Source organism: Methylogaea oryzae, assembly GCF_019669985.1.
Lineage (GTDB): Bacteria > Pseudomonadota > Gammaproteobacteria > Methylococcales > Methylococcaceae > Methylogaea > Methylogaea oryzae.
In genome coordinates, this window is the sequence record NZ_AP019782.1 from 2,990,048 (window position 1) to 3,011,183 (window position 21,136).

Annotated in this window: 21 protein-coding genes; 7 read left to right on the top strand and 14 right to left on the bottom strand. The window is 63.8% G+C overall.

The window, feature by feature from the left end:
• Positions 1-188 precede the first annotated feature (188 nt).
• The 14 genes from K5607_RS13045 to K5607_RS13110 all read right to left on the bottom strand — a co-directional run bounded on the left by K5607_RS13045 (position 189) and on the right by K5607_RS13110 (position 14,352).
• Positions 189-1,832 (bottom strand): bifunctional metallophosphatase/5'-nucleotidase, encoded by a 1,644-nt coding sequence (locus K5607_RS13045; RefSeq protein WP_221047278.1) that lies wholly within the window; start codon positions 1,830-1,832, stop codon positions 189-191.
• A 75-nt stretch (positions 1,833-1,907) separates the two neighbouring features.
• Complete coding sequence (locus K5607_RS13050) at positions 1,908-3,515, bottom strand: methyl-accepting chemotaxis protein (protein ID WP_221047279.1); 1,608 nt, start codon at positions 3,513-3,515, stop codon at positions 1,908-1,910.
• Positions 3,516-3,719: 204 nt separating this feature from the next.
• Positions 3,720-5,141 carry a ribosome biogenesis GTPase Der gene (gene der, locus K5607_RS13055; protein ID WP_054773501.1) on the bottom strand — a complete coding sequence of 474 codons (1,422 nt, stop codon included), beginning with the start codon at positions 5,139-5,141 and terminating at the stop codon, positions 3,720-3,722.
• A 2-nt stretch (positions 5,142-5,143) separates the two neighbouring features.
• Positions 5,144-6,373: an outer membrane protein assembly factor BamB gene (bamB, locus tag K5607_RS13060; protein WP_221047280.1), complete on the bottom strand. Its 1,230-nt coding sequence runs from the start codon at positions 6,371-6,373 to the stop codon at positions 5,144-5,146.
• Positions 6,373-7,017, bottom strand: a complete 645-nt coding sequence (locus K5607_RS13065; protein WP_054773499.1) for a YfgM family protein — start codon at positions 7,015-7,017, stop codon at positions 6,373-6,375. The genes bamB and K5607_RS13065 overlap by 1 nt, the downstream gene beginning before the upstream one ends.
• A 2-nt stretch (positions 7,018-7,019) precedes the next feature.
• Positions 7,020-8,312, bottom strand: coding sequence for a histidine--tRNA ligase (gene hisS / locus K5607_RS13070; protein ID WP_221047281.1), 1,293 nt, complete (start codon positions 8,310-8,312; stop codon positions 7,020-7,022).
• A 63-nt stretch (positions 8,313-8,375) separates the two neighbouring features.
• Entirely contained in the window at positions 8,376-9,122 is a 747-nt protein-coding gene (gene pilW, locus K5607_RS13075) for a type IV pilus biogenesis/stability protein PilW (RefSeq protein ID WP_054773498.1), read from the bottom strand.
• Entirely contained in the window at positions 9,122-10,231 is a 1,110-nt protein-coding gene (rlmN, locus tag K5607_RS13080) for a dual-specificity RNA methyltransferase RlmN (RefSeq protein WP_221047282.1), read from the bottom strand. The genes pilW and rlmN overlap by 1 nt, the downstream gene beginning before the upstream one ends.
• Entirely contained in the window at positions 10,206-10,637 is a 432-nt protein-coding gene (gene ndk / locus K5607_RS13085; protein ID WP_054773497.1) for a nucleoside-diphosphate kinase, read from the bottom strand. Before ndk ends, rlmN begins: the two co-directional genes overlap by 26 nt.
• Before the next feature lie 148 nt (positions 10,638-10,785).
• Positions 10,786-11,109 (bottom strand): HesB/IscA family protein, encoded by a 324-nt coding sequence (locus K5607_RS13090; RefSeq protein WP_054773496.1) that lies wholly within the window; start codon positions 11,107-11,109, stop codon positions 10,786-10,788.
• A gap of 26 nt (positions 11,110-11,135) precedes the next feature.
• Positions 11,136-12,254: a cysteine desulfurase family protein gene (locus tag K5607_RS13095; RefSeq protein ID WP_221047283.1), complete on the bottom strand. Its 1,119-nt coding sequence runs from the start codon at positions 12,252-12,254 to the stop codon at positions 11,136-11,138.
• Between the two features lie 19 nt (positions 12,255-12,273).
• On the bottom strand, positions 12,274-12,756 hold the full coding sequence (gene iscR / locus K5607_RS13100) for a Fe-S cluster assembly transcriptional regulator IscR (RefSeq protein WP_054773074.1): 483 nt from the start codon (positions 12,754-12,756) through the stop codon (positions 12,274-12,276).
• Positions 12,757-12,819: 63 nt separating this feature from the next.
• Positions 12,820-13,596: a serine O-acetyltransferase gene (gene cysE, locus K5607_RS13105; protein WP_221047284.1), complete on the bottom strand. Its 777-nt coding sequence runs from the start codon at positions 13,594-13,596 to the stop codon at positions 12,820-12,822.
• A gap of 21 nt (positions 13,597-13,617) precedes the next feature.
• On the bottom strand, positions 13,618-14,352 hold the full coding sequence (locus tag K5607_RS13110) for an RNA methyltransferase (protein ID WP_281427706.1): 735 nt from the start codon (positions 14,350-14,352) through the stop codon (positions 13,618-13,620).
• Positions 14,353-14,438: 86 nt separating this feature from the next.
• On the opposite strand from K5607_RS13110, the gene K5607_RS13115 reads away from it, so the two are divergent.
• From K5607_RS13115 to secD, 7 genes are all read left to right on the top strand, one after another.
• Positions 14,439-15,257 (top strand): inositol monophosphatase family protein, encoded by an 819-nt coding sequence (locus K5607_RS13115; protein WP_221047285.1) that lies wholly within the window; start codon positions 14,439-14,441, stop codon positions 15,255-15,257.
• 141 nt (positions 15,258-15,398) lie between these two features.
• Positions 15,399-16,733: a UDP-glucose dehydrogenase family protein gene (locus K5607_RS13120; protein WP_221047286.1), complete on the top strand. Its 1,335-nt coding sequence runs from the start codon at positions 15,399-15,401 to the stop codon at positions 16,731-16,733.
• A gap of 326 nt (positions 16,734-17,059) precedes the next feature.
• Positions 17,060-17,311: a type II toxin-antitoxin system CcdA family antitoxin gene (locus tag K5607_RS13125; protein ID WP_054773075.1), complete on the top strand. Its 252-nt coding sequence runs from the start codon at positions 17,060-17,062 to the stop codon at positions 17,309-17,311.
• Positions 17,311-17,631 (top strand): CcdB family protein, encoded by a 321-nt coding sequence (locus tag K5607_RS13130; RefSeq protein WP_054773076.1) that lies wholly within the window; start codon positions 17,311-17,313, stop codon positions 17,629-17,631. The genes K5607_RS13125 and K5607_RS13130 overlap by 1 nt, the downstream gene beginning before the upstream one ends.
• Before the next feature lie 97 nt (positions 17,632-17,728).
• Complete coding sequence (gene tgt, locus K5607_RS13135) at positions 17,729-18,850, top strand: tRNA guanosine(34) transglycosylase Tgt (protein WP_221047287.1); 1,122 nt, start codon at positions 17,729-17,731, stop codon at positions 18,848-18,850.
• Positions 18,851-18,888: 38 nt separating this feature from the next.
• Complete coding sequence (yajC, locus tag K5607_RS13140) at positions 18,889-19,236, top strand: preprotein translocase subunit YajC (protein ID WP_054773079.1); 348 nt, start codon at positions 18,889-18,891, stop codon at positions 19,234-19,236.
• A gap of 39 nt (positions 19,237-19,275) precedes the next feature.
• Positions 19,276-21,132: a protein translocase subunit SecD gene (secD, locus tag K5607_RS13145; protein ID WP_221048944.1), complete on the top strand. Its 1,857-nt coding sequence runs from the start codon at positions 19,276-19,278 to the stop codon at positions 21,130-21,132.
• The last annotated feature ends 4 nt before the right edge of the window (positions 21,133-21,136 follow it).

Genomic DNA, 21,136 nt, shown 5'->3' on the forward strand with positions numbered 1-21,136 from the left:
CCCCGGCGTGATGCCCAACGGCGCTCCCAGGGGTGTTGCGAAAAAAGCCGCGATATGGCCGTGCGGAATCGGTTTTGTGACGCGCTTCACGCGCCAATATCCCGTCTGCGCCGGAAATCGGCCAAAATCCAGGGATTCAGCCTATTACATAATGATAAACCTAAGGTATTGCGGCCATGTAATCAATATTACTTATCGACACGCACGATACGGCCTTCCACTTGGCTGGTCACCGTGCGGTTGGGTAAACGGGCGACGGCGTCCAGGAAAGCTTGGCGTTGGCTAACCGCTTTGCCCGAGTCTATGCGCCGGGGACTGGTGCCGCCCTTGCCGGCGGCGAACAGCGCATAGCCGTCCTCGACGCCGCGCGCCCACAGAAACTCGCTGGTGGCGACGCGGTAGGTTTTGCCCGGTTGCAGCGGCGCGTATGTCTTGCCGCCCTTGCCCGACACCGCCACGTCCTCCGCTTCGATGCGATACGACGGGGGTTCCGCGCCGTCCGCGTGATAGCGAAAACGCAGGCCGGACACGTGCAAAAAACGGCCGTCGCCCCGATGGACCTTGGACACCGAATTGCGCAACACATCGAGGATTTGCGCCCCGGTCAACTCCATGGCGACCAGATCGTTGTCGTAGTAGAAAATGCCGGCGACGTGATAGTTGGTGATGGGGCCCGGCGGAATATTGTCGTTGATGCGTATGGAGCCGCCGTTGACCCAGGCGATGTCCGTGCCCATACGCTGGCGGATCACGTCGGCCAGAAAATTGCCCAACGCGGTTTCCCGGCCGCGCACGGAAGTTTCCTCCCCTTCCAGCAAATAGGCGGTTCGCCCCACCTCCCGAGTCAAATCCTCGCCGCCGGCCTTGCGCACGGACTTCACCAACTCGTCCAACTGCGCCTGCACGGCGTCCGACAACGACGGATCGGGAGCAACGTCGTCGCCCAATTCCACCCGGCGCGGCGCCACGCTCACCGCGCCGTCGGCGGCCACGTTCACCTCGTGGACCATGGCGCTGCGGATATCGGCGTCAGCCTTGGTGATCCAGGTGTTCCCCACCCGCTGCTGGATGTGGAAATGCTCGTGACCGCCCGCGATGAGGTGAATGGCGGGGAATTCCCGCGCCAACCAAATATCGTCGTCCAAATCCTGGTGCGTGAGCGCGATGATCACCTGCGCGCCCTGCCGCCGCAGGTTGGCGATAGACTCCTCGACCAGCGCGCGCCGCTCGGCTTCCGGCCGATAGCGGTAGACCGCATACTCGGGCTGGGTGACGTCCAGGGTGAGGCTGAACAAGCCCACCTTGATGCCGTTCAAGTCCCGCACCACGCCGTCCTTGACCCGCTCCACCCGTTGGCCGAACGCTTCGCCGGGCGCTTCAACGCTGGTGCGGTAACGCACGTTGGACGCCAGCCAGTGGAAGTCCGACTGGGCCATCCTGCCCAGCAACACGCCCGGATCCTTGTCGTCGAACTCGTGGTTGCCCAAGGCGACCAACAAGTTGGAATCGAAGCCGGCGGCGTCCCCATCGAGCAGGTTGAGCATTTTCACCATGGGGCCGCCTTTGAGGTATTTGCTCATCACCGACGGAAACAGCAAATCGCCGGCATGCAGCACCAACACCGGCTGGCCCTGCGCCTCCAGCCGTTTGCGCAGCGTGCGCAGCCGCGCCAAGCCGCCGATGCGGCCGTTTTCCAGGCCTTCGATTTTGTAGGTATCGTTGATTTGCAGAATGCGGAAGCCGCCGGCGGGCGCGGCGCCGGGCCGCGACGCCGTGCAGCCGGCCGTCACGGCCAGGGATAAAATCAGAGCGGCGGCGAGCGGTTTGCGCATGGGAGGCTTCCTGTTTTTATGGCGGTCGGCGCCGGCCAACGCGGCCGCGCCCGAATGGGAAAACGGCGGCGCGGGTCAGCGCTTAAAGCGTCCGACCAAGCGTTCCAGCCCCTGCGCCAACCCCACCAGATTGCCGATAAACGCGTTGGTCTGCTCGGCGTCCATCGCCGTGCGTTCGGCCAATTGGCTGATGTTGCCGATGCTTTGGTTGACGTGCTGCGCCACGGCGCTTTGTTCGTCGGCGGCGCCGGCCATTTGGGCGTTGAGCCGGCGGATATCCGCCACCCGGTCGGCGATCAGGACCAACACCTGGTCGGTGCTGCGCACTTGCTCGCTGCGCTGCTCGGCGATTTCCTTGGCGCGGGCCATCACGGCCACGGCTTTCCTCGCCTCCACCTGCAACTGATCGACGATCTTCTTGATTTCCTCGGTGGATTCGTGGGAACGGGTGGCGAGGGTCCGCACCTCGTCGGCCACCACGGCAAAGCCGCGGCCGTATTCTCCCGCCCTGGCCGCTTCGATTGCGGCGTTCAACGCCAGCAAATTGGTTTGCTCGGCGATGCCTCGGATAACGTCCAGCACGGAACTGACGCCCTTGCTCTTGTCATCCAGCTGCTTGATCACTTCCGAAGCGTTTTCAATATCCCCCACCAAGCCGTAGATGCCGTCGATGGCCTCCTTAATGGCCTTCGCGCCTTCCGACGCCGCGCCGTCCGCCTCGACGGAGGCCGCCGCCGCGTTGTCGGCGCCGCTGCGCACATCGTTCACCGTGGCTTCCAGTTCGCCGATGGCATGGATGACCGCCGAGGTTTCCGCGCGCTGCTCCAACGCCGCCGCGGTGGTCTGGCCGGCGACGGTGGAAATTTTGCCGATTTCCCGGTTCAGTTCCCCGGCCGCTTCCGCCACCTTGACCAAGCTCAGGGAAAAATTCGCCAACATGCCGTTGAAAGCCGCAGCCAATACGCCGATTTCATCGCCGCTGTCCGCGTCCAGCCGTTGCGCCAGATCGGCGTTCTTCTCGATGGCGCGCATGGTTTCGCTCATGCGGACCAGGGGCGTCACGACGATGCGCCGCATCAGCCAAGCGATGAGCGTCATGCCCAACGCCAGCAGCACCAGGTTGATGCCGGCCGTCGCCAGGATTTTGCTGTGGATTTCCTCATCCAGCGCCGCCAGGGAATAAGTGACGCGCACCGCGCCCAGCACGGTGTTCTCCTTCACGTTGTGGCAGCCCAAGCAATTGGTGCCGCGAAAATCGGCGGTAGCCCTGATCGGCTCCAGGACGGTAATCGTCCGGCCCCGAGCGTCGTTGCCCCGTATCGTCATGGCCTCGCCGGCCAAGGCGCGCCGATCCAGGTCGTCAGCCACGCTTTGCCAGGGGGCCCCGGCGCCGTGAGCGTCGGCGATGGCCTTGCCCCGGATCAGGCGCACGTCGGTAATGCCGGGATGGGCCAGGGTTTTGTCGCGCAAGACGCCGCTTTGGCCCATGGCGCCGGTGAGCATCATGGTGTTCAGGCCGTCGAAATAGGCCCGCGCCGTGTCCAGCACGCGCTGTTCAACCAAACGGGACACCACGTCCTTCTCGCTGCTCGCCGACTGCCATGTCACGCAAACCAGGGACGCCAGCGAAATGGTGATGATGCTGGCGAGAATTTTGATTTGGATGGACAGTCCGTTCTGCATGGGAAACCTCGGCAAGCGGCGATACGGTGGGATTGGATAAACACGACGCGATGACTGCGCCGATGGCGGCACGGCAGCCGCCTTCGGCAAGTCGCATCGTAGGCGGCTAGCCGGCGCGACGCAATAGCGCGGGCTTGCCAGCAAAAAAGCCGGCGCTTTCGGCGCCGGCTTGATTTAACCGCTCGTGGGATGAGGCAAACAACCTCAGCCGCGCTTTTTAACATGCCGCATCAAGCGCCGTTTTTTGCGGATTTGGCTTTCGCTCAAGGGATTGGGCCGGTCTTTGAACGGATTGGTGCTGGAACGGAACTCCAGTCGCAACGGCGTGCCTTGCAGGCGCAGCTTTTGCCGCAGGAAGTTGACCAAATAGCGCCGGTAGGACTCGGCCAGGCTCTCGGTTTGGTTGCCGTGAATAATGACCGTGGGCGGATTGGTGCCTCCCTGATGGGCGTATTTCAGCTTGATGCGGCGACCTTGCACCAGGGGCGGCTGGTGGGCCTCCTGGGCCTCCAGCACCAACTTGGTCAACAGCGGCGTGGACAGGTTGCGGTTGCCGGCGGCGTAGATCTCGTCCACCCGATCGAACAACACGCCCACGCCGCTGCCGTGCAGGGCGGAGATGCAGTGGCGCTCGGCGAATTCGACGAAGGCCAGGCGCAGGTCCATTTGCCGGCGCACGGTCTGGCGCTGGTCGGCGCTCAAGCCGTCCCATTTGTTGAGGCCGATGATGAGCGCCCGGCCGGCGTCCAGCACCTGGCCAAGCAGGCTGGCGTCCTGGTCGGTAACACCTTCGCTGGCGTCGATCAGGTAGATGACCACGTGGGCCCGGTCGATGGCTTGCAGCGTCTTGATGATGCTGAATTTTTCCACCGCCTCGTCCACCCGCGAGCGGCGCCTGACGCCGGCGGTGTCGATGAGGGTGTAGGGCTTGTCGTTGCGCTCGAAGGGAATGTAGATGCTGTCGCGGGTGGTGCCGGGCTGGTCGAACACCACCACCCGCTCCTCGCCGAGGATGCGGTTGACCAGGGTGGACTTGCCCACGTTGGGGCGGCCCACCACGGCGATGCGGATACCGTCCGGCGCTTTGCCCTCCGGCTCCTCCACGGTTTCCGGCAACAGGGCTTCGATTTCCCCCAGCAGCTTGTCCGCGCCGGTGCCGTGGGCGGCCGCCAGCCAGAGGGGATCGCCCAGGGCCAGGGCGTGGAATTCCGCCGTGGCGAGGCTGGCGTTGATGCCGTCGATTTTGTTGGCCACCAACAGGATGGGCTTGGCGATGCGGCGCAGGCGGCGGGCGATGGCTTCGTCCGAAGCGTTCAACCCTTCGCGGGCGTCCACCAGGAACAGCACCAGGTCGGCTTCTTCCAGCGCCAGGTCCACCTGGCGCATGGCCGCTTCGTCTATGCCTTCGGCGGTCTTGCGGCCGGTTTCGTCGCAGGCTTCTTCGACGATGCCGCCGGTGTCCACCAGCAGGAACGGCTTTTCGCCCCGGCGCGCCTGGCCGTATTTACGGTCGCGGGTAAGCCCCGGAAAGTCCGCCACCAGGGCGTCCTTGCTGCGGGTGAGGTAATTGAACAGGGTGGATTTGCCCACGTTGGGGCGTCCGACTAGGGCGACGACGGGCAACATGGTCAGTGCACCCGCAGCGCGGCTAGCGTGCCGTCTTTACTGTACGCGTAAACGTGAGCGTCGTCGGCCACCAATTTCGGGGCAAAGGGTTCCTTGCCCACCTGGATGCGTCCCATGATGTGACCGTCCTCCTGGGACAAGAAATGCACATAACCTTCGAAATCGCCGACTACGACGAGGTTTTGGAACACCGCCGGCACCGTCAGGCGCCGCTGGTGCAAATCGCCCTGCCGCCACATATCGCCGCCGATATTGGTTTCGAAGCGCCAAACGTCGCTGTCGTCGTCGGTGAGATACAGCGAGCGCCCCGACACCACCGGCCCGGTGTCGCCGGAAACGGTTTCGATACGCCACTGCACTTCGCCGCCGGCCATGGATACCGCCGCCAAGCCGCCGTTGAATCCCGCCAGATAAAGCATGTCGCTTTGCACCGCCGGTTCGCCGCCCAGGTCCACCAGACGCTCGATCTCCGAACGTCCACGCGGATGGGCCACCATGGTTTCCCACTGCACCTGGCCGTCTTCCAGCTTCAGCGCCACCAGCTTGCCGCCGGCGTAACCGTCCACCACCAAGCCGCCCGCCACGGCCGGGCCGCCCATGATGCGCAGGGACAGGGCCGGCACCGGACGCTCGAAATACCAGCGGCGCCCACCCGTAGCGGCGTCCAGACCGTATAAACGGCCGTCGGTGCAGCGGATCACCACGAAGCCTTTATCCTCTTTGGGAATGGACAGCACCTCGCTGGACACCGTGGCCTGCCATTGCAGCGCGCCGTCCGTCGCGCTCAGCGCCACCATGTCGGCGTTGTCGGTGCCGATCAACAAGTGACCGGGGCCGACGCCGATGCCGCCGGAAAACGGATATCCCGTATCGACCGCCCACAGCACTTGGCCGGTGTTTTTGTCCCGCGCCTCCACGTGGCCGTCGTGGCTGGCGACGTAGAGACGATCGCCGTCCAATGCCGGAATCAAGTTGAGTGAATGCCCATCGTATCCCTCGCCGACGGTGTCTTTCCAAACCACCTCCACGGCGACTTCTTCCTTGATTTCCTGCAACGGCGTCGGCGGCGCGGCATTGTCCTTGCCGGTGATGTATTCCGTCAGGCTGTTGAAGCCCTCGTTCACCGCTTGGAGCTGGGCGCAACCGGCCAGCGGCAACAGCGACGCCAACAGCGCCCCCCGCAACAGGGCCCGGGCGACAGGAATGCGAGGCACGAGGGCGTGGCGACTCATCAGTGCGCCGGCTCCTGGGCGCCGCCGAACTCATCCAGCTTCATTTCCAGGGCGGCCGATGCCGCGCCCAACCGCTGCGCGGCCTGGTAAGCCACGCGGGCCTCGTCGCGGCGATTCAAGGCGCTGTAAATATCGCCCTTGAGCAGCTCGTAATCCCGTTCGAAAGCGCCGAAGCCCTTGGCTTGGGCTTTTTCCACCAAGTCCAGCGCCGCCGGTGCTTCGTTGACTTCCAGCAGCACCTGGCCCAAGCGGATGCGGGCGATATGCTTGAACTTGTCTTCCACCGACGAGGACAGCACGGCCTCTAGCATGCGCCGCGCCGCCGCCATGTCGCCGCCGTCCGCCTTGAGCTTGGCTTGGGCCAGACGGGCGAAGGTAGCGTAAACGGTGCCGTCGTAATTCTGCGCAATGCGCTCGTTGAGCTTCTCGGCGCTTTCGATTTGCTTGGACTCCGTGGCCTTGACCATTTCCTGGTACAACGCGGAGGCCTGCTCCGACTGGCCGCGGCGATGGTCCTGCCAAAGGTTGTAGCCGAGGATAAGCGCCGCGCCGATGGCGACGCCGACGATGGCCGACGGGCCGTTTTCCTTCCACCAGCGCTTGATGGCTTCTAATTGTTCTTCTTCGGAATGATAGATTTCCATGGCTAACCTTTTGGCTTTAATAGTGAAGCGAGGCGCTCGGACAAATAGGCGGCGGCGTCTTGTTGCGACAGGCTGACCTGCTCGCCCTCTTCCCGCAATGCCTTGATGCTGACGACGCCTTGGGCGGCCTCGTCGTCGCCGACGATCAAGGCGTACAGCGCACCGCTCTTGTCGGCCCGCTTGAACTGGCTCTTGAAGCTGCCGCCGCCGCAGTTGAGCACCAGTTTGATACCGGGCAAAGCGTCGCGCAAGGCCTCGGCCGTCAACATGGCGAATTGGTCGGCCGCCTCGCCGACGCGGATCACGTAGGCGTGGGGCGCGCCGTCCACCGGCAGGGGGGTGTTTTCCAGCAAGGCGATGAGGCGCTCCATGCCCAAGGCGAAGCCGATGGCGTGGGAGGCGCGCTCGCCCAGTTGCTCGATCAAGCCATCGTAGCGGCCGCCGGCGCATACCGTGCCCTGGGAGCCCAGTTCCTGGGTCACCCACTCGAACACCGTGCGGCTGTAATAGTCCAGGCCGCGCACCAGGCGCGGATTGACGGTGTAGGCCACGCCGGCCCGGTCCAGGGCGGAGGTCAGGCCTTGAAAATGGGCCGAGGACTCTTCGCCCAAGTAATCCGCCAGGACCGGCGCACCGGCGATCACCGGCTTCAGGTCGGGGTTCTTGCTGTCCAGGATACGCAGGGGATTGCCTTCCAGGCGGCGGCGGCTGTCCTCGTCCAATTGGTCGTAGTGGGCGCGGAAATATTCCACCAGCTTGTCGCGGTAGGCCAGACGCTCCTGGGCGGTGCCGAGGGTGTTGATCTGCAGCTCCAGCTTGTCGGCGATGCCCAGCTTGCGCCACAGGCGCAGGGTCAACAGGATCAGTTCCACGTCGATGTCGGGACCCGCCATGCCGTAGGCTTCCACCCCCACTTGCTGGAACTGGCGGTAGCGGCCTTTCTGTGGCCGTTCGTGGCGGAACATAGGGCCGGCGTACCACAGGCGCTGGATCTGGTTGAACAGCAGGCCGTGCTCGATGCAGGCGCGCAAACAACCGGCGGTGCCTTCCGGACGCAGGGTGAGGGAATCGCCGTTGCGGTCGTCGAAGGTGTACATCTCTTTTTCGACGATGTCGGTCACTTCCCCGATGGAGCGGGAAAACAGCTCGGTTTTCTCGACGATGGGGGTGCGGATCTCCTGGTAGCCGTAGCCGCCGAGGATATCGCGCATCACGCTTTCCACCCACTGCCAGCGCGGCGACTGGTCCGGCAGGATGTCGTGCATGCCGCGAATTGCTTGAATCTTATTGCTCATGTTCACCGAAAGTGTAATGGGTCCGCGACCGGAATAAAGCGCCGGGCAACCGGAGCGAACCGGTCAACGGATCGCGTAGGTCTTTTTGGCTTCGGCCGTTTCCGGGGAATCGGGGAAGCGCTCGCGCAACTGGACCAGGTAGCCGCGCACGGAAGCCGGATTGCCCAGCGCGTCCTCCGTACGGATGGCCAGCCACAGGGTCTCCGCCGTGTGTTGGGCCGAGCCGGCATAACGCTGCAGGAAGGCGCGCGCCTTTAGGTAGTCTTTCTTGTCGAAAGCGATGCGCGCCATTTCCAACAACGCGGGAGCGAAGTCGGGGCCGCTTTCCAAGGCGCTGCGCAAAGCCCGCTCCGCCTCGTCGATTTTTCCGGCCGACTTGTAGCAAATGCCCTGATTGGTCAGGGCTAGCCAGGGCTGCGAATAGACCTTGCTGGCGATCACCTGCTGCAAGGACTCGATACCCTCTTCGTAGCTACCGTGGCTGCACAGGAAGCGGCTGTAATTGTTCAACGCGCCGTAATTATTCTCGTCCAGGCCGACGGCTTTTTTGAAATGGAAGCGGGCTTCGTCCTGCTTGTCGAGGCGTTCGAACAACACGCCCAAGGCGTTATGCGCCTCGCTGTTGCGCGAAGACAAATCCAGCGCCTTCTCCAAATCGGCGCGGGCGTTTTCGTAACGCCCGGCCTCCAAATAGGCCACCCCTTTGCGCACATAGAGGTCCGACGAGCGGCGGCGCTCTTCGCTTTTGTCGCTCCACAGGCCGCAACCGGCGACGATCAAGACCGACAACAAAAGCAAAGTTCGCATCATCACGCGGCGTCCACCTGTTGCAACCGCCAGGTGCGGCGGCTGCGGTCTTCCACCTTGCCCACCAACTGGCCGCAGGCCGCGTCGATGTCGTCGCCGCGGGTGCGGCGGATGATGGTGGTGAAGCCGGCCGCCGCCAGGATGTTCTGGAAACGGGAGATAGCCTCCGGTGTCGAACAGCGGTAGCCGGAATTGGGGAAGGGGTTGAACGGAATCAGGTTGATCTTGGACGGCACTTTGCTGAGCAGCCGCACCAAAGCCCTGGCGTGGGCCGGCGTGTCGTTGACGCCGTCCAGCAGCACGTATTCGAAAGTCACCTTGCGGCGGCCTTCCTGGCCGACGTAGCGCTTGCAGGCTTCCAGCAGCTCGCGGATGGGGTACTTCTTGTTGATGGGCACCAGCTCGTCGCGCAAGGCGTCGTCGGTGGCGTGCAGGGACACGGCCAAAGCCACGTCGGTCACTTCGGCCAGCCGGTCCAACGCCGGCACCACGCCGGAGGTGCTCAAGGTCACCCGCCGCTTGGACATGCAGTAGGCGAAGTCGTCCAGCATCAGGTTGAGGGCGGTCACCACGTTGTTGAAGTTGAGCAGAGGCTCGCCCATGCCCATCAACACCACGTTGGTCAGCCGCGCTTCGTCGCCCAAACGCCGCTGGGCCGTCCACACCTGGCCGATGATTTCGGCGGCGGTGAGGTTGCGGTTGAAGCCCTGGCGGGCGGTGGAGCAGAAGCTGCACTCCAGGGCGCAGCCTACCTGGGACGACACGCACAAGGTGCCGCGCCCTTCCTCGGGGATGAAGACGGTTTCGATGCGGTTGCCGTCGTCCAGCTGCAACACCCATTTGCGGGTGCCGTCGCCGGATTTCTGTTCGAAAACGATTTCCGGCGCGCGGATTTCCGCCATTTCCGCCAGCCGGGCCCGCAAAGCCTTGCTCAGGTTGGACATTTCATCGAAATCGTCCAGCCCGCGCTGGTGTATCCATTGCAGGATCTGCTGGGCGCGAAACGGCTTTTCGCCGATCTCGACCAAAAAGGCCTGCAGGCCCTTCAGGTCGAAATCGAGCAGATTGACTTTGCTTGCGCTCGTATTAACGGGTGCGGGGGCAGAGTTCATTCGCAGCGAAGAAGTAAGCGATTTCCTGCGCGGCGGTGTCGGCACCGTCGGAGCCGTGCACGGCGTTTTCGTCGATGCTCTGGGCGAAATCGGCGCGGATGGTGCCGGGAGCGGCCTGGGCCGGGTTGGTGGCGCCCATGATGTCGCGGTGCTTGGCGATAGCGTTTTCACCTTCCAGCGCCTGGATCATCACCGGACCGGAGATCATGAAGCTGACCAGGTCGTTGAAGAAGGGGCGCTCGCGATGCACGGCGTAGAAACCTTCCGCCTGCTCGCGGGAGAGGTGGGCCATCTTGGCGGCGACAATGCGCAGGCCGGCCTTTTCAAAGCGGGAATAGATCTCGCCGATGACATTTTTGGCTACCGCGTCCGGCTTGATGATGGACAAAGTGCGTTCGATCGCCATATTAGCTACGTGCTCCGTAAAGAATGGGTTGAGGTGGGATGCCGGACGCGCGAGCCGCGCACGGCGGGGAAAATTAAACGCGTAGTGTAACGGGCCGCGCCGCCCGAAACAACCGCGCGTAAAACTCAGCCGGCCGCGACGGCGCCGCTCAGACGGCGAAGCTCTCGCCGCAACCGCAGGTCGCCTTGACGTTGGGATTGTTGAAGCGGAAGGCCTCGCCGATGCCTTCGCGGGTGTAATCCAGCTCGATGCCTTCCAACACCGGCAGGTCCTCGGTCCGCACCAGCACCTTGACGCCGTGCTGCTCGAACACCTGCTCGTCCGCCGCCATCTCGTCGGCGAAATCCAGCGCATAGGCAAAACCTGAGCAGCCGCTTTTACGCACGCCCAGGCGCAAGCCCAGGCCGCCCCCGCGCTTAGCCAGCTGCTTTTCGATCTGGCGAGCGGCTTTTTCGGTGATCTGTACGGTCATGGCAAACTCCGGAAGAAAAGTATTGGCTAAATGTAGGCCGTGCGGGCCTTTTTCAAGGCGGCAATGAAGCGCTCCACGTCGTCCGCACCGTTGCCGGCGCCAAAGCTGACCCGCACCGCGCCGCGCGCCGTGTCGGGCTCGACCCCCATGGACAGCAGCACATGGCTGGGTTCGGCCGCGCCGCCGGCACAGGCGGAACCGCTGGACACCGCCACGCCCTGGCGATCGAGGGCCATCACCAGCGCTTCGCCGTCCATGCCCGCCACGCTGAATTGCACGGTGTTGGGCAAACGCGGGCTGCCGGCGGCGAAGACGGTTACGTCCGGCATCGCGCCGAGCGCCGCCTCCAAGCTTTGGCGCAATTGCAGCGCATGCCGCGCCCGCTCCTCCATCTCCCTCCGCGCCAATTCCGCCGCCTTGCCGAAGCCGACGATGGCGGGCACGTTTTCCGTGCCGGAGCGCAAATCCCGCTCCTGGCCGCCGCCGTACAGCAAGGGTTGCAGCGGCAGCGCCCGGTCGGCGACGAGGGCTCCCGCGCCTTTCGGGCCGTAGATTTTGTGGGAGGACAAGCTCAACATGTGCAGACCGGAAGCGGCAAAGTCCAGAGGAATCTTGCCCGCCGCCTGCACGCCGTCGCTGTGCAGCCACAGCCCTTGGTCGCGCAGCGCCGGCATCAAAGCGGGAATGTCCTGGATCACGCCGGTTTCGTTGTTGGCCCACATCAAGGAAACCAGGGCGGTATCGGCCGGCAATGCCGCCAAGCAGGCGCGGTCCGTTTTGCCGTCGGCCGCCACGCCGATGACATGCCGGGCGACGCCGTCCCCGGCCAAGGCGCGGATCGGCTCCAGCACCGACGGATGCTCGCCGGCGCCCACCGCCACGGTCCGTCCTCGCAGGGCGTGGGCCAAGCCCTTCAAAGCCAAGTTATTGGCCTCGGTGCCGCCGCTGGTGAAAATCACTTGGGAAGGAATCGCGCCAGCCAGGGCGGCCACCTGCTCCCGCGCCGCCTCCACCGCATCGCGACTCAAGCGGCCCAAGCGATAAAGGCTGGACGGATTACCGTAAAAACGGCCGAGGAACGGCTCCATCGCCTCCCGCACCCTTTCGTCTAAAGGCGTGGCGGCGTTATGGTCCAGGTAAAGCATGAAGCGCCGACCGGCCCGGTCAGGCGGTGGAGTCGCGGTGGATCATCAAATCCATGTAGTGGGAAACTTGGCGGTCTTGACGGTCGGCCACTTGGCGCACGCCGTGGCGATCAATCAAATCCCGCAGGCTGATACCGTCCAAATACTGGCGGATCTGCTCGCTCAAGCCCATCCACAGCTCGTGGGTCAGACAAGGCTGGCTGTTCTGGCAATTGCCCTTGCCGCCGCAGCGGGTGGAATCCATGGTTTCGTCCACCGCGGCGATGATGTCCGCCACGCTGATTTCGCCGGCTCCCCGGCTCAGTTGGTAACCGCCGCCGGGGCCGCGCACCCCTTCCACCATACCGGCGCGGCGCAAGCGGGCGAACAACTGCTCCAGATAGGACAGTGAAATGTTTTGACGCTTGGCGATATCGGTCAACGTTACCGGCTTTTTGTCGCTATGGAACGCCAAATCCAGCATGGCGGTGACGGCATAGCGACCTTTGGTCGTCAATTTCACGAACGGACTCTCCCAACGGCAGTGACGGGCTATAACTATACATACCCTACCAAATTAATCAATTTATTGACCGTCACTCTCGTCCGCTTCGTCAAGTCCGCAATCGGCCAATCCCGGCAGCGGCCCCACGTCCATCTGCGCCCCCAAGGCTTTGAGCGCTTGGCGCATGCACTTCAACTGCTCGTCCTGGGCGTGGATGTGGTCCAACATGCGGTGCAGGGCGCGGTCCACCGGATCCTGCATATCGGCGGTGGTGCCGTAGGCGTCGAAGCCGATGCGGGCGGCGAAAGCCTCCCGCTTGGCCTGATCCGCGCTGCGCTTGCGATCGACCACGTGGGCGGGAATACCGACCACCGTCGCCCCGGCGGGCACGTCCTTGAGCACCACCGAGTTGGAGCCGATACGGGCGCCGTCGCCGATGTTGATGGGGCCCAGCACCTTGGCGCCGGCGCCGATCACCACGCCGTTGCCCAGGGTGGGGTGGCGCTTGCCCTTATTCCAGCTGGTGCCGCCCAGCGTGACGCCGTGATAAAGGGTGCAACCGTCGCCGATCTCGGCCGTTTCGCCGATCACCACCCCCATGCCGTGGTCGATAAAGAAGCCTCGGCCGATACGCGCGCCGGGATGGATCTCGATGCCGGTGAACCAGCGCGCCAAAAACGCCAAAAAACGTGCCGGCCAGTGCCAACCGCCTCGCCACAAGCGGTGACTGACCCGGTGCAACAGCATCGCGTGGAACCCCGGATAGGTGGTCACCACCTCCAGCAGCGACTGGGCCGCCGGGTCGCGCTCGAAAATGCAGTCGGTTTCTTGCTTAAGCCACTGAAATAGGTTCTTCATTTGAATCAAACTGCCTGCCGGTCATTCCGCATTCAGACGTTCGAGGCGGATCTGCATCTGGCTGAGTATGCCGCGCAGCATATGCACCTCCTTTTTCTCCAGCCGCGCCCGGTGGAACAAGCGGCGTAGGCGGCGCATCAAGGAAGGCCCCGACTTGGTGGCGTGGAAAAAGCCGATGTCGAACAAGGTTTGCCGAAGATGGCGGAAAAAGGACTCCATCTCCTCGCCGCTGGCGGGATCGGACAGGGATGCCGCGGCGCGCGCTTCCGCCGTGGCCGCCTGGAAAAACTCGTACGCCACCACCTGTACCGCCGCGCCCACGTTGAGCGAGCTGAATTCGCTGTTGCAGGGGATGCGCAACAGGTACTGACACAAGTCCAGCTCGCTGTTGGTCAAGCCGGAGTGCTCCCGGCCGAAGACGATGGCGATGCGGCTGGTTTCAAGTTGGGGCCACAGGGTTTCCGCGCAAGCGCGGGCCGTCAGCTCGGGCCACGTCACCCAGCGATCCCGCGCGCTGGCGCCCACCACCAACTGGCAATCGGCGATGGCCTGCTCCAAGGAGTCGCACACCTGCGCCGCGGACAACACGTCGTCCGCGCCGGAAGCGCGAGCGGTGGCCTCCGCGCTGGGAAAGTCCCTCGGCCGCACCAGGCACAAATCGCTCAAGCCCATGTTTTTCATGGCCCGCGCGGCGGCGCCGATATTGCCCGGATGACTGGTCTCCACCATCACGATACGGATGTTCGCTAGCGCCAAGCCTTATCCTCCCAGTTCTGCAAGCTGGCGAATTCTAGCAAACCTCTGCTATTCTTCCGTAGTTTTTCTCCCTCCCCAGGAACCGCATGGATCCCATGATCAACATCGCCGTCCGCGCCGCCAGGGCCGCGGGCGACATCATCACGCGCTCCCTCGGCAAGTACGATAGCTACACCGTTACGCAAAAAACCCGCAACGATTTCGTCAGCGACGTGGACAAGGCGGCTGAACAGGAAATCGTCCACATCCTGTCCAAAGCCTATCCCGCCCACCGGTTTTTAGGCGAGGAAGGCGGCGACCACGGCCGCACCGCCGATAAGGACGACTACGTCTGGATCATCGACCCGCTGGACGGCACCACCAACTTTCTGCACGGCTTCCCGCAATTCGCCGTCTCCATCGCTTTGCAGCACCGGGGCAAGCTGGAACGGGCGGTGATTTACGATCCCAACCGCCAAGACCTGTTCACCGCCGTGCGCGGCGGCGGCGCCAAGCTGAACAACCGCAAGCTGCGCGTCACCCCGCAAAAGGGCCTCAAAGGCGCCCTGCTGGGCACCGGCCTGCCCTTCAAGGACCAGAGTTATCTGGACGCCTACCTGGGCATGCTGAAAGACCTCATCAAAGATACGGCCGGCATCCGCCGCCCCGGCTCCGCCGCCCTGGACCTGGCCTACGTGGCCGCCGGCTGGCTGGACGGCTTTTGGGAAATCGGCCTGCTGCCCTGGGACATGGCGGCCGGCGTGCTGCTGATCCAGGAAGCCGGCGGCGTGGTCACCGACCTGGAAGGCGGCGACCGTTACATGGAAACCGGCAGCCTCGTCGCGGGCGGCCCCAAGCTGCACCATGCCATGATCGAAACCATCCGGCCGCACCTGACGGAAAACCTGCGTTACAACAGGGCATAAAACCGCCGGCGCCGGACGGCAAGCCGCCGGGCGCATCTTGCTTCGCGTTATGAACATCCATTAAGTTAGGGGGATCAACGTCCCCCGCTCCGGCGGAACAGCGAACATCCCGATTTAAAGCAACTACTTGAAGCAGCCATCATGAAAGTAACAGTATTCGGCTCCGGCTACGTGGGCCTGGTCACCGGCGCCTGCTTGGCCGACGTGGGCAACAACGTCGTCTGCGTAGACATCGACCAAGGCAAAATCGACCGTCTCAACGCCGGCGAAGTGCCCATCCACGAACCGGGCCTGGATGACCTGATCGCCAGCAACATGGCCGCCGGCCGGCTCAAGTTCACCACCGACATCGACCTGGGCGTGGCCCACGGCCTGTTCCAATTCATCGCGGTCGGCACGCCGCCGGACGAAGACGGCTCCGCCGACCTGCAATACGTGCTGGCCGTCGCCAACAGCATCGGCGAGCGCATGAACGACTACCGGGTGGTGATCAACAAGAGCACCGTGCCGGTGGGCACGGCGGACAAAGTGCGGGCCAAGGTGCAGGCGGCCCTGGATCAGCGCGGCTCGACGCTGCAATTCGACGTGGTGTCCAACCCGGAGTTCCTCAAGGAAGGCGCCGCCATCGAAGACTTCATGAAGCCGGACCGCGTCGTCATCGGCACCGACAACCCCCGCACCACCGAGTTGCTGCGCGCCCTCTACGCCCCCTTCAACCGCAACCACGATCGCCTGGTGTGCATGGACATCCGTTCGGCGGAGCTGACCAAATACGCCGCCAACGCCATGCTGGCGACCAAGATCAGCTTCATGAACGAGCTGGCCAACCTGGCGGAAAAGCTCGGCGCCGACATCGAAAACGTGCGCTTAGGGATAGGCTCCGACCCGCGCATCGGCTACCACTTCATTTATCCCGGCTGCGGTTACGGCGGCTCCTGCTTCCCCAAGGACGTCAAAGCCCTGGAACGCACCGCCCGCGACGTGGGTTACGAAGCCCAGTTGCTGCAAGCGGTTGAAGGCGTCAACGATCGCCAAAAAACCCGCCTGTTCGACAAGATCAACCGCCACTTCGGCGGCAATCTGCAAGGCAAAACCGTCGCCGTCTGGGGCTTGGCCTTCAAGCCCAACACCGACGACATGCGCGAAGCCTCCAGCCGCACCCTCATGGAAGCCCTGTGGCAAGCCGGCGCCAAAGTCCAGGCCCACGACCCGGTCGCCATGGAAGAAACCCGCCGCATCTATGGCGAGCGCTCGGACCTGACCCTGTGCGACACGCCCATGGCGGCCATTCAAGGCGCCGACGCCCTGGCCATCGTCACCGAATGGAAAGTATTCCGCAGCCCGGATTTCGACGCCCTCAAGGCGGCACTGAAACAGCCGGTGATTTTCGACGGCCGCAACCTGTACGATCCGGAACAGATGGAACGGATGGGAATCACCTACCACGGCATCGGGCGGGGACGTCAACAGATATAAATCGAGTGCGCGGCGGCGTTGACCGCCCGCCGCTGCGGCTCCGGTATCAGGCAACGAGTTAATATCGATGCCATCGGCCTGGCTGGCGGCGCGGCGCGGGCTCGCCGCGCTCCCGCACAGCCTCCAAGCGAAACAAAATCGTCTCTTTGCCCCTGTTCGGCTCTCTTTCGTCGCGCCACCGCCACGGCATCCCGAATAACCGGTCGGCCGACTTCGCTCCCCGCTGAGTCGAAAACGTTTGCATCACCCCCCATATCTCAGGGCCAGAGCCTCGCCATCTCGCGCAAAACGGACGATGCGCATACAATGCGCACCAGAGGTGCCCCATGAAAACAGCGACGCGCTCACCGGCCCGCAAACGGGCCGTCAACCTGACACTCAGCGAAAACGTGGTGCAAAGTGCCCGGCAACTGACCGACAACCTGTCCGGTGTGGTCGAAGCGCTGCTGACCGAGTTCGTCGAACGTGAGCAGCAGCGGCGCCGGGAGCGCTCGCTGCAAGTGGAGGCCACCGTGGCGCTATGGAACGCTTTCGAGGATAAGCATGGGTCTTTTGCCGACGAGTATTCCACCCTCTAATGGCGCAGTTCGACGTTCACCGCAACACCGGCCGCCATCGAGAGACGATTCCTTACGTGGTCGTCGTCCAATCGTCCATGTACGACGGCTATCGGCGCCGCGTGGTGGTGCCGCTGGCCGACAAGGCGTTGCTGGGAGCCGTCAGCGATGGGGGCTTCAACCCGAGTTTCACCATCGAAAACAGCGAAGTCGTGCTGCATCCGCTGGAAATCGTCTCTATTCCGAAAGAGCAACTGGGTCCGTGGGTGGCCTCGCTGGCGGAAGAAGGCGAGGCCATCCTCCAGGCACTCGATCAATTGCTTAGCCGGACTTGGCAATAGCCGATGCCGGCTTCCGCATGTAATGAACCGAGGCGTCGGCTCGCCACGAGCGCGCCCAACACATGATTTCGACCATCAACCGATCCCCTTAATCCCCATGAAATTCAACATCAGTCACACCGACGGCGCCGCGCGGCGCGGCCGTTTGCAATTCGGCCGCGGCGTGGTGGACACGCCGGCCTTCATGCCGGTGGGCACTTACGGCACGGTGAAGGCCATGACGCCGGAGGAGCTCACCGGCCTGGGCGCGCAGATCATCCTCGGCAACACCTTCCACCTGTGGCTTAGGCCCGGCATGGAGATCATGCGCGCCCACGGCGGACTGCACGGCTTCATGCATTGGGACGGCCCCATCCTCACCGACTCCGGCGGTTTCCAGGTGTTCAGCCTGGGCGACATGCGCAAGATCACCGAGCAGGGTGTGAAATTCCGCTCGCCCATCGACGGCAGCCCGGTGTTCATGGGGCCGGAGGAGTCCATGGCGGTGCAGCGGGATTTGAATTCCGACATCGTCATGATCTTCGACGAATGCACGCCCTACCCCGCCACGGAAGACCAGGCCAGACAGAGCATGGAGCTGTCCCTGCGCTGGGCGGCGCGCAGCAAGACCGCCCACGGCGACAGCCCCAACGCCCTGTTCGGCATCGTCCAGGGCGGCATGTACGGCCATTTGCGGCGGGAATCCCTGGCGGGCTTGACGGAAATCGGCTTCGACGGCTACGCCATCGGCGGATTGTCGGTGGGCGAGCCCAAGGAAGAACGCCACGCCGTGCTGGAAGGCCTCATGCCGACCATGCCCCAGGACAAGCCGCGCTACCTGATGGGCGTGGGCACGCCGGAGGACATCGTCGATGCGGTGCAGCGCGGCCTGGACATGTTCGACTGCGTCATGCCCACCCGCAACGCCCGCAACGGCCATCTGTTCACCCGCAACGGCGACATCCGCATCCGCAACGCCCGCTACCAGGACGACTTATCCCCGCTGGACGAGGAATGCGGCTGTTACACCTGCCGCAACTACACCCGCTCCTACCTGCGCCACCTGGATCGTTGCGGCGAAATCCTCGGCGCGCGCCTCAACACCATCCATAACCTTTATTACTATCAAGAGCTGATGGCCGGCCTGCGTTCGGCCATCGAAGAAAACCGGCTGGCGGGCTTCGTCGCCGAGTTCCACCGGCGCCGGGGGCAACAATGCGCCGCCGGGGCGGATGTGTAATAATTGCGGCTTTGCCGTTTGAAGAGGTCAATAAAACCATGTCTTTCCTGATTTCCGATGCATTGGCCGAAGGTGCCGCAGCCGGCGGCGCAGCCGCGCAAGAACCCGGCATGGCCGGCCTGATTTTCCCGGTCGCCATCCTGCTGGTGTTCTACTTCCTGTTCATCCGCCCGCAGCAACGCCGCCAGAAAGATCATAAGAAAATGGTGGACGCCCTGAACAAGGGAACCGACGTGGTCACCGCTGGCGGCGTGCTGGGCCGGGTGGTGGACATCGACGACAGCTTCGTCAAGCTGGAAATCGCCGACAACGTCCAGATCCAGGTGCAAAAGCACGCCATCGCCAGCTTGATGCCCAAGGGCACCTACAAAAGCTTGAACAAATAATAAAAACAGACTGACCAGACGCGGGCCCCCTAAGTCATGATACTCAACCGCTATCCGCTGTGGAAAAACCTCCTCATCCTGCTCACCATCGTCATGGGCGGGCTGTACGCATTGCCCAACCTGTACGGGGAAGACCCGTCGGTGCAGCTGTCGCCGCTGCGCAACCACAAGGCGGACGGCAGCACGGTGATCGAGGTGACCAACAAACTTTCCACGGCCGGCCTACAACCGAAAAAGGTTGAGCTGAGCGAAAGCCGCGTCCTGGTCCGTTTCGCCGACACAGACGCCCAGCTGAAGGCGGCCGACGTGCTGCGCACCGGCATGGGCGAAAGCTACACCGTGGCGCTCAACCTGGCGCCGACGACCCCGGGCTGGCTGAGCGCCCTGGGCGCCAAGCCCATGTATCTGGGCCTGGACTTGCGCGGCGGCGTGCACTTCCTCTTGCAGGTGGACATGGACGCCGCCCTGCAGCAGGCGGAAGAGCGCTACCTGGAAGACATTCGCACCCTGCTGCGCAACAACAAAATTCGCTACAAGGGCGTCACGCGCAATAAAGGCGTCATCCGCGTGGTCTTCGAAGGCCAGGACGCCGCCAAGCAGGCGCAGGACTTGATCGACAAGGAGCTGCGCGCCCTGGTGGTGAAAAACGCCGGCGGCGAAGAAGCGGCGGTGGAAGCCCGCGTCAGCGAAGCGGAAAAGCGCGAAATCCGCAAATTCGCCGTGGCGCAGAACATCACCACCCTGCGCAACCGCGTCAACGAACTGGGCGTGGCCGAGCCGGTGATCCAGCAGCAGGGCGAAGAACGCATCGTCGTGCAGCTGCCCGGCGTGCAGGACACCGCCCGCGCCAAGGAAATCCTCGGCGCCACCGCCACCCTGGAATTCCGCCTGGGCGACACCGAGCACGACGTGCAGAAAGCCATCCAGGAGCACGCGCCAGTGGGCACCCGCTTGTACAAGGACCGCTCCGGCCGTCCCATTCTCCTCAAGTCGCAGATCATCCTCACCGGCGACCAGATCACCGACGCCTCCTCCGGCCTAGACCAGAACAGCGGCGCGGCGGCGGTCTACGTCACCCTCAACAGCTCGGGTGCCAAGAAAATGGCCGACGTGACCCGCGAGAACATCGGCAAGCCGATGGCCGTGGTGTACATCGAGAACAAGAGCGAAACCAAGGTGGTGGACGGCCAGAAGGTCACCAGCAAGCGCAAGGTGGAAGAGGTCATCAACGTCGCCACCATCCGCGACCGCTTCAGCAACCGCTTCCAGATCACCGGCCTGGACAGCACCAACGAAGCCCGCGACTTGGCCCTGTTGCTGCGCGCCGGCGCCCTGGTGGCACCGGTGGACATCGTCGAGGAACGCACCGTCGGCCCCAGCATGGGCAAGGAAAACATCGACAAGGGCTTCCACTCCAACGTGTACGGCTTCATCGCCATCACCTTGTTCATGGTGATGTACTACCGCGTATTCGGCGCCTTCTCCATCGTCGCCCTGGCTTCCAACGTATTGCTGCTGGTGGCGGCGCTGTCGCTGATGCAAGCGACGCTGACCCTGCCCGGCATGGCCGGTATCGCCTTGACGGTGGGCATGGCCATCGACGCCAACGTGCTCATCAACGAGCGCATCCGCGAGGAGCTGCGCAAGGGCAATACGCCCCAGGCCTGCATCGCCGCCGGCTACGAGCGCGCCTTCGACACCATTTTCGACTCCAACGTCACCACGCTGATCGCCGGCTTCGCCCTGTTCATGCTGGGCTCGGGTCCGGTGCGCGGCTTCGCGGTGGTGTTGTGCATCGGCATTCTCACCTCCATGTTCAGCGCCGTGCTGGTATCGCGGGCGCTGGTCAACCAGGCCTACGGCCGTCAGCGCAAGCTGGCTAATCTGGCTATCTAAGGGA

What these genes read in the sequence shown, in the direction of transcription:
- K5607_RS13045 (WP_221047278.1), bottom strand. Translation starts at nt 1,832, where the DNA reads ATGCGCAAACCGCTCGCCGCCGCTCTGATTTTATCCCTGGCCGTGACG.
- K5607_RS13050 (WP_221047279.1), bottom strand. Translation starts at nt 3,515, where the DNA reads ATGCAGAACGGACTGTCCATCCAAATCAAAATTCTCGCCAGCATCATC.
- der (WP_054773501.1), bottom strand. Translation starts at nt 5,141, where the DNA reads ATGTTGCCCGTCGTCGCCCTAGTCGGACGCCCCAACGTGGGCAAATCC.
- bamB (WP_221047280.1), bottom strand. Translation starts at nt 6,373, where the DNA reads ATGAGTCGCCACGCCCTCGTGCCTCGCATTCCTGTCGCCCGGGCCCTG.
- K5607_RS13065 (WP_054773499.1), bottom strand. Translation starts at nt 7,017, where the DNA reads ATGGAAATCTATCATTCCGAAGAAGAACAATTAGAAGCCATCAAGCGC.
- hisS (WP_221047281.1), bottom strand. Translation starts at nt 8,312, where the DNA reads ATGAGCAATAAGATTCAAGCAATTCGCGGCATGCACGACATCCTGCCG.
- pilW (WP_054773498.1), bottom strand. Translation starts at nt 9,122, where the DNA reads ATGATGCGAACTTTGCTTTTGTTGTCGGTCTTGATCGTCGCCGGTTGC.
- rlmN (WP_221047282.1), bottom strand. Translation starts at nt 10,231, where the DNA reads ATGAACTCTGCCCCCGCACCCGTTAATACGAGCGCAAGCAAAGTCAAT.
- ndk (WP_054773497.1), bottom strand. Translation starts at nt 10,637, where the DNA reads ATGGCGATCGAACGCACTTTGTCCATCATCAAGCCGGACGCGGTAGCC.
- K5607_RS13090 (WP_054773496.1), bottom strand. Translation starts at nt 11,109, where the DNA reads ATGACCGTACAGATCACCGAAAAAGCCGCTCGCCAGATCGAAAAGCAG.
- K5607_RS13095 (WP_221047283.1), bottom strand. Translation starts at nt 12,254, where the DNA reads ATGCTTTACCTGGACCATAACGCCGCCACGCCTTTAGACGAAAGGGTG.
- cysE (WP_221047284.1), bottom strand. Translation starts at nt 13,596, where the DNA reads ATGAAGAACCTATTTCAGTGGCTTAAGCAAGAAACCGACTGCATTTTC.
- K5607_RS13115 (WP_221047285.1), top strand. Translation starts at nt 14,439, where the DNA reads ATGGATCCCATGATCAACATCGCCGTCCGCGCCGCCAGGGCCGCGGGC.
- K5607_RS13120 (WP_221047286.1), top strand. Translation starts at nt 15,399, where the DNA reads ATGAAAGTAACAGTATTCGGCTCCGGCTACGTGGGCCTGGTCACCGGC.
- K5607_RS13125 (WP_054773075.1), top strand. Translation starts at nt 17,060, where the DNA reads ATGAAAACAGCGACGCGCTCACCGGCCCGCAAACGGGCCGTCAACCTG.
- K5607_RS13130 (WP_054773076.1), top strand. Translation starts at nt 17,311, where the DNA reads ATGGCGCAGTTCGACGTTCACCGCAACACCGGCCGCCATCGAGAGACG.
- tgt (WP_221047287.1), top strand. Translation starts at nt 17,729, where the DNA reads ATGAAATTCAACATCAGTCACACCGACGGCGCCGCGCGGCGCGGCCGT.
- yajC (WP_054773079.1), top strand. Translation starts at nt 18,889, where the DNA reads ATGTCTTTCCTGATTTCCGATGCATTGGCCGAAGGTGCCGCAGCCGGC.